General features: G+C 59.4%; 11 protein-coding genes. 9 read left to right on the forward strand and 2 right to left on the reverse strand.

The features are described 5' to 3' along the window. Window positions 1-385: 385 nt before the first annotated feature. The 6 genes from A6A03_RS19365 (at window position 386) to A6A03_RS19390 (ending at window position 4623) form a co-directional block, all read left to right on the forward strand. Window positions 386-1033 carry a DedA family protein gene (locus tag A6A03_RS19365; protein WP_066791531.1) on the forward strand — a complete coding sequence of 216 codons (648 nt, stop codon included), beginning with the start codon at window positions 386-388 and terminating at the stop codon, window positions 1031-1033. A gap of 22 nt (window positions 1034-1055) precedes the next feature. After that, window positions 1056-2339: a sensor histidine kinase gene (locus A6A03_RS19370; protein ID WP_066791533.1), complete on the forward strand. Its 1284-nt coding sequence runs from the start codon at window positions 1056-1058 to the stop codon at window positions 2337-2339. 4 nt (window positions 2340-2343) lie between these two features. Further along, entirely contained in the window at window positions 2344-2892 is a 549-nt protein-coding gene (locus A6A03_RS19375) for an NUDIX hydrolase (protein WP_066791717.1), read from the forward strand. Between the two features lie 73 nt (window positions 2893-2965). Beyond that, window positions 2966-3640 (forward strand): tRNA (guanine(46)-N(7))-methyltransferase TrmB, encoded by a 675-nt coding sequence (gene trmB, locus A6A03_RS19380; RefSeq protein ID WP_066791719.1) that lies wholly within the window; start codon window positions 2966-2968, stop codon window positions 3638-3640. Between the two features lie 45 nt (window positions 3641-3685). Continuing rightward, window positions 3686-3946: a YkgJ family cysteine cluster protein gene (locus tag A6A03_RS19385; RefSeq protein WP_076798291.1), complete on the forward strand. Its 261-nt coding sequence runs from the start codon at window positions 3686-3688 to the stop codon at window positions 3944-3946. 269 nt (window positions 3947-4215) lie between these two features. Then, window positions 4216-4623 (forward strand): hypothetical protein, encoded by a 408-nt coding sequence (locus tag A6A03_RS19390; protein ID WP_066791535.1) that lies wholly within the window; start codon window positions 4216-4218, stop codon window positions 4621-4623. Window positions 4624-4720: 97 nt separating this feature from the next. Here A6A03_RS19390 and A6A03_RS19395 read toward each other — a convergent pair whose 3' ends face one another. Beyond that, window positions 4721-5443, reverse strand: a complete 723-nt coding sequence (locus tag A6A03_RS19395; protein WP_066791536.1) for an LrgB family protein — start codon at window positions 5441-5443, stop codon at window positions 4721-4723. Beyond that, window positions 5436-5792, reverse strand: a complete 357-nt coding sequence (locus A6A03_RS19400) for a CidA/LrgA family protein (protein ID WP_216636368.1) — start codon at window positions 5790-5792, stop codon at window positions 5436-5438. Before A6A03_RS19400 ends, A6A03_RS19395 begins: the two co-directional genes overlap by 8 nt. A 713-nt stretch (window positions 5793-6505) precedes the next feature. Here A6A03_RS19400 and der point away from each other — a divergent pair. From der to A6A03_RS19415, 3 genes are all read left to right on the forward strand, one after another. Continuing rightward, the gene (der, locus tag A6A03_RS19405) at window positions 6506-7855 is read left to right on the forward strand and encodes a ribosome biogenesis GTPase Der (RefSeq protein WP_066791538.1); all 1350 of its coding nucleotides are present in this window, start codon (window positions 6506-6508) and stop codon (window positions 7853-7855) included. A gap of 93 nt (window positions 7856-7948) precedes the next feature. After that, window positions 7949-10117, forward strand: coding sequence for a glycogen debranching protein GlgX (glgX, locus tag A6A03_RS19410; RefSeq protein WP_066791540.1), 2169 nt, complete (start codon window positions 7949-7951; stop codon window positions 10115-10117). Between the two features lie 106 nt (window positions 10118-10223). Continuing rightward, window positions 10224-10511, forward strand: coding sequence for a hypothetical protein (locus A6A03_RS19415; protein WP_245669067.1), 288 nt, complete (start codon window positions 10224-10226; stop codon window positions 10509-10511). The last annotated feature ends 161 nt before the right edge of the window (window positions 10512-10672 follow it).

Consider the following 10672-nt stretch of genomic DNA (forward strand, 5'->3'; position numbering starts at 1 on the left):
CGAATCATGGTGGAATTGCTCTCTCCATACCATGATACGAGGTAGGCTGGCTCACCTCAAAAACCTACCCCCGAAAGACCCCCCGGCCCCCTCTCCCACCTTTCGGCGGGAGAGGGGGAGCTGCGTGGTTTGCGGGAAAGGCGTAGGAACGCGAGAGACAGCAGCGCCCCTCTCCCGCGCTAGCGCGGGAGAGGGGCTGGGGGTGAGGGCCGCCCCTCCCCTAGCGAGGGAGGGGTTGGGGGTGGGGGCAACCCAAAAACCCTCTGCGCCTTTGCCCCCTCTGCGTCTTTGCCTCGTTTCCTACTTGACGCCGGCCCAGCGATCCTCTACCATACCTGAAGCGCAGCTTGGCGCACTAGCACACAGCCATACGGAGAACGTCTGCATGGGTCGCATCCTCGAACAGCTTGGCCTTTGGATTGAAAGCATTATCATGGCCATCGGCTATCCCGGCATTACGCTGGTGATGCTAGCCGAAAACCTCTTCCCCCCAATCCCCTCTGAATTAGTCATGCCCTTCGCCGGCTTCTTGGTCGGGCGCGGCGAGATGAATCTCTTTTTGGCGATTGGCGCCGGCACGCTCGGTTCAGTCTTAGGCGCGATTGTGCTCTACTATATCGGGATGCTGGCCGGCGAGCCGCTCGTGCGGCCCTTCTTCCGCAATTATGGCCGGTTCTTCCTGCTGTCTGAGCAGGATCTTGATAAGGCGCTGCATGCCTTCACCACCCACGGCGATGTGATCGTGCTCGGCGGGCGCGTGATCCCGATCATTCGCAGCTTGATCTCGCTACCGGCAGGGATGAACCGCATGCCGATGGGGCGGTTTTTGCTCTTCACCACGATCGGTTCGACCATCTGGACGTCGCTGCTCACCATTGGCGGCGTGATCTTGGGCGCCAACTGGGAATTCGTGATCGAGATTGTTGACCAGTACCAGAAACTGGTGCTGGTGGTGTTGGCGATTGCCGCTGTGGTCTTTGTCGTGCAGCGGTTGCGCGGCTTGCGCGGCATGGCGCTCAGCCGCAGCGAATGATGAGGCTGATGAAGCTGCCTATATGACGCACGATGCTCACCTTTCAGTCACTGAGCCGTATATCGCCTTGAGCCAGTTCTCGCCGCTGACGGTGACTGAACGGGGATTGTGTGGCGTGCTCGCCCAATGGTTGCCCCCACCCACGTGGTTGATCATCGGGCCGGTGGCATGGCCGGTAGCAGGTGGGGCGGCGCGTCCGGCGCCGATCTGGCTATTGCCGGCGAGCCGGACGGCGCTAGCAGAGCTGCCAGTGTTAGGCGAATGGGTGGGGATGGACGGGTGCTGGGAACCGCTGATTGCGCGCGGCAGCGTGTGTGGCGGCCTCGTTGTGCCGGATGCGACGCCGGTCGCGCCAGCGTTGCTCGATCAACTGGCGCCATGGGTTGATGTCATCTATACCCGGCGGTGCGCAGCGCGACAGGTGATTTGGCAATCCATGCTCTTGCAGATCAAGGCCCGCTACGCTGCCGGCGAAGAGCGCAGCGCGTTGCTGGCTGAGGTGTTCAAGGCATGTCTTGGTCTTACCTTCCAACCGGCGACTGATGCGCAGGCATTGACCAGAGACGCGCTGAACATCATTGGCCGCTCACGCCCGCTCTGGCCCGATGAGGCCGCATTTATCGAGCTGGCGTTAGCTGTCACCCATCCGGCCATCCAGCAAGCACGGGTGCTCGGTTTGGCGGCAGCAGGCATTGCCCACGATATCAATAATCTCTTGACGGTCATTTTAGGACGCGCGCAATTGCTCGAACTTGATGTGGTCGGGGATCAAGTCGCCGATTTGTGGATGATCGAGAGCGCGGCCGAGATTGGCGCGGCTAGTGCGCGCCGGTTGCAACGCTTCGCGCAACTTGAGCAATTGCCGGCCCAGCCGGTGGATTTGGCCGCGATTGCGCGCGCGGCGGTCACGATCGCCGAACGTGACATACTACGGCGTGACAATATCGCGCTTATTGCTGAGATCGCTGAACAGCCGCTGGCTGCCGGCGAAGCGAGCTTGCTGCATACCGCGTTGATCCATCTGATCGCTGCCTCAGTGCAGGCAGTGCCGCATGGTGGGGTGATTCGCGTGACCAGCGGCGCCGATGAACGCTTCGTTTGGATCGAGATCGCCGATCCCGGTCTGCCACCCAATACCGATCTGCAAACCGTCTCAGCCCAAACGCAGCGCGCCCATACGATCGAGCTAGCCATTGCCCGCCAGACGGCGCGCGTTCACCACGGCCATCTGCGGATCATGGCCGATCCGGCTGGCGGGACTGTCACCCAGTTGTTGATACCTCGTCTACATGAAAGAGATGGATAGCTTTATGCCGGCGTGGCATGTGCGCGAACGAGAAGTCTTGCTCCATCATCCGCCGTTTCTCACCGTTGAGCGGCATCATGTGGTGTTGCCCGATGGCCGTGAGATCCCGAATTGGCAATGGGTGATGACGCCGGAATATGTGAATGTGGCGGCTATCACTGCCGACCATCGCTTTGTGCTCTTCCGCCAAGAGAAGTATGCTGTCGAGGGATTGTCGCTGGCGCCAGTGGGAGGTTATCTCGAACCGGGTGAGGATCCGTTGCTGGCGGCGCAGCGCGAATTGCGTGAAGAGAGCGGCTATGCTGCATCTGAGTGGGAACATCTGGGCCGTTATACCGTTGATGGCAACCGCGGCGCTGGTGTGGCCCATCTCTACCTTGCTTGGGGAGCGACCTTTGTCGGCAAGGGTGAGAGCGATGATCTCGAAGCGCAGGAATTGGTTTTGCTGACGGTGGATGAAGTGCGGCAGGCATTGGCTGCCGGTGAGTTTAAAGTGTTGGCGTGGGCGACTGTCATAGCGCTCGCCTTGTTGCGTTTGCAAGATCAGCTATGATGTGAAGGTAAACTGCGTATTGGAAGCGTATATTTCATATACGCCTGCGCAGTTTGCTATCTGCCAATCACCTATGGGTCGCGGTCGTTATCCTGCTCGGTTAAAAGTCACTGCGCCGCCGCCAGAGTTGGCGGAGCGGTATTATCGTTCGTGGCCGGCGCACGCGCTGTACCATACGCCGGAACGCTTTCCGCCGCTGAGCGCCGAAGGCTTGTTTGGGCGCAGCGCACCGTTGACGCTTGAGTTCGGGTGCGCTACCGGCGAGTATCTGTGCGCACTGGCGGCAGCGCAGCCGGACGCGTGTTTCGTTGGCGTCGATATTGTGGCCAAACCGCTCTACCGGGCGGTGGAACGGGCCACGATGCTGAATCTCGCCAATATTCTCTTTCTTCACGCCGATGCGCGGCTGCTCTACCAGCGCATTCCTGATGCGGCGTTGGCAACGATCATTCTCCATTTCCCGCCACCACTGCTGCGCAACCGGCAACGGAACCAGTTGCTCGTCTCGCCGCAGATGCTGGCATGCGCTGCCCGCGCGCTTGTACCCAGCGGCTATCTCAGCTTTCTTACCGACCACCCCGACCTGTTCGCACTGATGCAAGAGCTGCTGTCCAATTTCCCGGCGTTACGCGCGCGACCGGCCTCGCCAAGCGAGTTGGCCGTCTTTGAGTCGCACTATCACCGGCGTTGGGCAGCGCGCGGGCGTGAGATCAGCGGGTTCCGGATCGAACGGATCGCGGAGGGGTGACATTCTTGCCCTGAAACGATACGCTCTGGCTGAGGGGAGCATGCGATGGAATGTCGGGTTGGGTGCGGCGCCTGTTGCATCGCTCCTTCGATCTCGTCACCGATCCCGGGTATGCCGCATGGCAAACCGGCGGGAGTGCGCTGTGTCCAGTTAACGGCAGACAATCGCTGCGCGCTGTACGGCAAACCAGAACGTCCGGCAGTGTGCGTCCGGCTGCGACCGCACCCTGAGATGTGCGGCACAAGCGCTGATGAAGCGATGCGGTTGCTCAACGCGCTCGAACTCGCCACCCAACCTGAGAAATGACTGAAATGTAAGCTCGCAGTGGTGAAACCTGCAACTCTGCCGCGCCGATTTGCGTTATTATTGCAGGAACAAAAATCGCTGCGGCCCCCCCACATGGAAAGGATCTTGTAACAAAATTGGGGTATCATACATGTGGGGGACAGGCAGGCGATCAACGCACACCGCAGTGCGCGCTCCCACTCTCATGGACTCTGTTTAGGGGTGTCGAAGCGGGCCGGTCCCGTGCCAAGGGGCACATACCGGATCGACACTCGGGAAAGGAAGCCGCAGTGACTGACTTCGATCTAGACCGTTTGAGCATACCTGAGCTCGAACGACTGCGGGACGCGATTAACCAGCGCCTGCTGCAACTGCGCTACGGTACGCCGCGTTCGCTGCCCGAACTGTTGCGCATGTTGGAGGAGGTCAAGGTCGTCCTGAGCGATCAGGGCAAGGAGTGGCGCTCGCTTGAGCGTTGGCAATGGATGGATGGCCAGATTCGCTTCTGGCTGAACCCGGCCGATCAGGTGCATTACCGTGCCGGCTGGTATACAATTGACGAACTGATCCTCTGGTCGCAGGATCGTGGCCCGGTGCTCGTCCCGCAGGAGGAAGAGGAAGAAGATTTAGAGAGTTGGACGGAGATTAACGGCGTGCGCATCCGTTGGTTGCCCGACGGCACGATGGAGCGCCTGTAGCGGCAGGGTTCAAACCTGCCGCCACTTCGCCGCCAACATGCCGGTGAGCGCCAGCTCGCTGCATCAGGGTGCATGCTGCCGTTCGTCCGTCTTACCCTTATAAACCCAGCCAGCGCGCCAGCAACGGCGCGAGCAGTGAGGTCATTGCGCCGTTTAATCCCATCGCGAGACCAGCCAGCGCGCCGGCCTCGCTGCTGAATTGCAACGAGCGCGCGGTGCCAAGGCCGTGCGAAGCCAACCCCAGCGCAAAGCCGCGCTCGCTGTCGTCGCGCACGCCAACGAGGCCGAGTAACTCCCAGCCAAACAGCGCCCCCATCATGCCGGTAACGATCACGATCACTGCCGTTAGCGACGGCAGGCCGCCTAATTGCTCGGCGATGCCCATCGCGATCGGGGTGGTGATCGATTTCGGCGCCAGCGAGCGTAATGTTTGCTCGGAAAGCCCCACCAGTCTCCCGGCAAGCACCGCCGCTGTGATGCCGGTCGCCGAACCAACGACGAGACCGGCTAACGCCGGCCAGAAGATGCGGCGCAACGTGCGCTCTGACTCATACAATGGAATGGCCAGCGCCACCGTTGCTGGTCCCAACAGAAAATGCACAAATTGCGCGCCGTCGAAATAGGTAGCGTAAGGGGTGCCGGTCAGCAGCAAAATACTGACCAGCGCGATAATCGAGAGCAGCACCGGATTGAGTAGCGGCGGCGAACCAAACCGGCGGCTGATCAGTGTCATTGCCCGATAGACGGCGATGGTCGCCGTTAACCAGAGCAATGGCGTTTGGGCAAGGTAGACCCAGATCGAGAAAATGCGATCATCCATCGTGTGCCATCACTTTCTCCGGCGCAGCCAGTGGACGGTGAGACCGGTTATCAGTAACGTTATTGACGTCGAAACCACAATTGCCGCCAACAAAGGCGCTCCTTCGCGGGCCAGCAAGGGCAGGTGAACCATCACCCCCCACGCCTGCCGGCACAAACAGGAGCGGGAGGTTGGCTAAAATGCCGTGGGCCGTATTGCTGAGCGCTTCGGGCGGCCCGCCGCGCCAGCGCAAGATGGCAAAGAGCAGCAGCATGCCGACCACCGGCCCGGGCACCGGCAGGTTGAGGCCGCGGCTTACCACTTCGCCGATCAGTTGGAAGAGCAGAATGCCGAGGAGTGCGTCAATCATGAGATGTCCTCTCCACACAGCGCGATAGCCTCTATGCCACACCTTTGCTGTCATTGCTAAGTGTATCTGAAGTGGCGCAACTCTTTGTTGCTCCACCGAGACCGTCTAACAAAGACGCGCAGAAACGCAGAGGATGATCAACGCAACGACGCGCGGGGCGTAACGTGGTCAGAAATGATTATCGACCGCTGCGCCCTCGGCGGTCGATAGGCCTCCACCCCAGCCCTCCCACTCCGGGGTGAGGGGCGGACAGAACATCTGTCCGGTACCCGGCCCTAAAGGGCCGGGCTATGGTTACGAAGCCCGCTGCGCGGGCTGATGCCCCCACCCCTTGCCCCTCCCCCGCTGGGGGAGGGGTGATGGGAAGCGCAGAACCAGCTTTTGAGGCATCGCACTGCGATCAATCGTTGTGCTCAAACAAACGTTCTGTCCGTCCCTCAGCCCCGCTGGGGGCAGAGTTGTCCACCTCCCCCCAGCGCAGGGCGTAGGGAGGGGCCGTCCGGCTTATGCGCAAAGGGGGCCAAGCCGCAGCAGATGATCACCGCAAAGGGCGCAAAGGGGTGAAAAATGCTGATCATCCTCTGTGACCTCCGCGATCGCTGCGGTAAAAAACATAACCGCCCTGCTCAACCGCAACCTGCTGCCAGCCTGCGCCCAATACCTACTATAATAGAACCCAGAGGACGCATGACGTTCGGCGTCCGGGAGGAGTTATGACAAAACCGATTGTGGCCATCGTGGGCCGCCCGAATGTTGGTAAATCAACCTTCTTCAACCGCTTGATCGGCGAGCGGCGCGCGATCATTGAAGATATTCCCGGTACGACCCGTGACCGCTTGTACGGCGATACCTTTTGGAACGGGCGTGAGTTTACGGTGGTCGATACCGCCGGCATTCTGTTTGGCGATGACGATCCAACGCTGCCTGAAGCAGAGATCAATCGCCGCACGCGCGCGCAAGCCGAACACGCGATCGCCGAGGCCGACGCCATCATTTTTATGGTTGATGGCCGTGATGGTCTGACCGCGGCTGATGCTGAAGTTGCCGATATTTTGCGCACCACCGCCAAACCGGTGGTGTTGGCCGTGAATAAGTGCGATAGCCAAGAGCGTATGCTCGATGCGGTTGAGTTTTATGCGCTCAATCTCGGCGATCCAATCCCGATGAGCGCCTTTCACGGCTTAGGCACCGGCGATGTGCTCGACCGGCTGACCGAGCATTTCCCGCCGCAGACGTTTGATCAAGCGGAGGAGCGCCATCTGCGGGTGGCGATTGTGGGCCGGCCCAACGTCGGCAAGTCCTCGCTGCTCAACCGGTTGCTTGGCCAAGAGCGCAGTGTGGTCAGCCCCATCCCCGGCACTACCCGCGATCCGATTGACACTACGATCACCTATCACGGCGAGCCGATCACGCTGATTGACACCGCCGGCATTCGTCGCGCCGGCAAGATCGAACGCGGGATCGAGAAGTATAGCGTCCTGCGCACGCTGCGCGCGATCGAACGGTGCGATGTGGCGCTGGTGCTGATTGATGCGACCGAAGGTATTACGGCCCAAGACACCCATATTGCCGGGATGGTGGTCGAAGCGAACAAAGGCATCATCCTTGTGGTCAACAAATGGGATGCGGTCGTCAAAGATTCGCACACGTACTACGAATTTGAAGAGCGGGTGCGCGAAGCCTTTAAGTTCGTCGATTATGCGCCAATCGTCTTCGTGTCGGCGCTCACCGGCCAGCGCGTTAGCCATCTGCTCGACTATGCCCGTGAAGTGTATGCGCAACGCCAGAAGCGGGTGCCGACCAGCGAGTTGAATACCTTTTTGCGAGAAGCGGTGTTGCAACAACCGCCGATGGCAGTCAAGAAGGGCGCGCATTTGCGTTTGTACTATGCAGTACAACCGCAAACCGAACCGCCGGTCTTTCTCTTTTTCGCTAACGACGGCGAGTTGGTGCATTGGTCGTATGCCCGTTACCTTGAAAACCGGCTGCGCGAACGGTATGGGTTTCAGGGTACGCCAATTGTTATCGTCTTCCGTTCAAGGGAACGGAAAGAGAACGACTAATCACACTCGCGCAGTTCTTTCGCAAGGCAGCGTGCAGGAGGCTGTTGGTGGCCGGCTTGCTCGTTGCCTGTTTGTTTTACGGAGGTTGTGATCATGCATATCACCGATGTCTGGCCGGGCCGTCCGTATCCACTCGGCGCGACGTGGGACGGTGAGGGGGTAAATTTCGCCCTCTTTTCGGCCTATGCCACTCAGGTTGAGTTATGCCTCTTCGATAGCCCAACTGCGCCGCGTGAGGCGGTGCGGGTGATCCTTCCCGAACGCACCGATGATGTCTGGCATGCCTATATTCCCGGTTTGCGCCCCGGCCAGCTTTATGGCTACCGGGTCTATGGCCCTTACACGCCGCAACAGGGTCATCGGTTCAATCCGTATAAATTACTGATCGATCCCTATGCGCGCGCCCTATATGGCGAATTGCGTTGGGATAAGGCCAACTACGGTTATCGCGTTGACAGCCCTTACGGCGATCTGACGATTGGCAAGCGCGATAGTGCGCCGTATGTGCCTCGCTCAGTCGTGATCGATCCGCACTTTGATTGGGGTGATGATCGGCCACCTGATATTCCGTTGGCCGACTCAGTGATCTACGAGCTGCACGTCAAGGGGTTTACCAAACTGCACCCGGAAGTGCCGGAAGCCTTGCGCGGCACCTACGCCGGCCTTGCCTCGCCTTCGATCATCGCGTACCTCAAAGCGTTAGGGGTCACGGCAGTCGAACTCTTGCCGGTGCAGGCTTTCATTACCGATCAGTTTCTGGCCGATCGCGGCCTGACCAACTATTGGGGATACCAGCCTATCAACTACTTTAGCCCGGAACCGCGCTATGCCAGCCAGCGTGCTCCGCAGGCGCAAGTGAATGAGTTTAAGCACATGGTCAAAGCGTTGCACGCCGCCGGGATCGAAGTGATTATCGATGTCGTCTATAACCATACCGGCGAGGGCAACCATCTCGGCCCCACCCTGAGTTTCCGCGGGATTGATAATGCGTCGTATTACCGGTTAGTGCCCGATCAGCCGCGTTACTACCTCGACGATACCGGCACCGGCAACAGCCTCAATATGAATAACCAGCGCGCCTTGCAGATGGTGCTCGACTCATTGCGCTACTGGGTGACCGAGATGCATGTCGATGGGTTCCGGTTTGATTTGGCACGCACGTTGGCCCGTGGCCCCGCCGGTTCGGATCAGCCAAGTCCTTTCTTTGCCATGGTGCGGCAAGACCCGGTGCTCGCGCGCGTCAAACTGATCGCCGAACCGTGGGATGTCGGTTTTGATGGCTATTGGGTGGGGCGTTTTCCGTCACCGTGGGCCGAGTGGAATGGCCGCTACCGCGATACGGTTCGCCGCTTCTGGAAGGGCGATGCTGGGCAAGCCGCCGAGTTCGCTTCGCGCTTTATGGGGTCGATGGATCTCTACCAGCACAACGGTCGCCGGCCCTATCACTCGATCAACTTTGTCACCGCTCACGATGGCTTCACCCTGCGCGATCTCGTTTCCTACAACGAGAAACACAACGAGGCCAACGGCGAAGCGAACCGTGATGGAGATACCCATAACAACTCGTGGAATTGCGGCGTAGAGGGGCCAACCGCTGATCCTGACATCCGCGCGTTGCGGTTGCGCCAGATGATGAATTTCATCGCCACCCTGTTCTTATCGCAAGGCACGCCAATGCTCTTGGCGGGTGACGAACGCGGGCGCACGCAGCAGGGTAACAACAACGCCTACTGTCAAGACAACCCGATTTCGTGGGTGGATTGGCAGCCTGATGCGGAGGCGAAACTCCTGCTAGACTTCACCCAGCGCGTGATCGCCTTCCGCCGCGCGCATCCAGTCTTGCGCCGGCGCCATTTCTTCGCCGGCAGTCTCGGCAATGCCGAGTACGACGTTGAGTGGCTCAGTCCTGATGGCCAAGAGGTGAGCGCCGAGTTGTGGCAGCAACCTGATCTGCGTTGTATTGGTCTCTTGCTCAATGGGGCGGTGATTGACGATCGCACCGAACGGGGCGAACCGATGCGCGATGATGTGTTACTGGTGCTGATTAACGCCGGTGATGAAGCGGTGCCATTCATCTTGCCCGATTGGCCTGACGATGCCGAATGGAACGTCGTGATCGATACCGTCCAACCCAACCTGCACGATCCGCTGCGGGTGACCGATCAGATGTATCACATTCAGCCGCGATCCTTGGCGGTTCTGGTCGAACGGATCGAAAACGAACCGCCGCTCCATATTGATCTGACAGGATTGGCCAAGTAGCACACCGCTAGCTCTGGTACGTTTTAACGTTTTGGTAACAATTTCGTATGACCCATCAGTTATAGTGCGAGAAAGCAGGCATTACAGACATTCGTAGGAGCCACTCATGCGCACTCGTCTGAAGTTGAAACCCGGCCAACGTGGAACCAAGAAGTTGCAGGCAATGTATGGCGATCGCCTCGTCTGCGTGCGTTATCGCTACGATGCCGAACAGGGTCGTCGTCTCAAAACGATTGAGCTGATCGTGGAAGAGAAAGAATGGTCGCCCCGTGATCGGTATGAATCGGTAGAAGCGGGTTTCGATCACATGGCGGCGGATCAGCTGGCATCAGCAACTAGGCTGGTAGAGACGTCGGGTAGCTGCGTCTCTACATTGACAGACACTGCTCTCTGAAGAGCGATGATAGTGATGAGGACGACGCTGGCGTCGCCCTCGCAGTATTTATGGCGCAACCATTGCCAATCCAACCGTTTATGCGATGGTTAAGGTATGCTCATGCGCACCGGGGGTGATACAGAAACGATGCGCCTCCATGCAGGCTCTGCGATGATTGA

It is taken from the genome of Chloroflexus islandicus (assembly GCF_001650695.1).
GTDB classification, from domain to species: Bacteria; Chloroflexota; Chloroflexia; order Chloroflexales; family Chloroflexaceae; genus Chloroflexus; species Chloroflexus islandicus.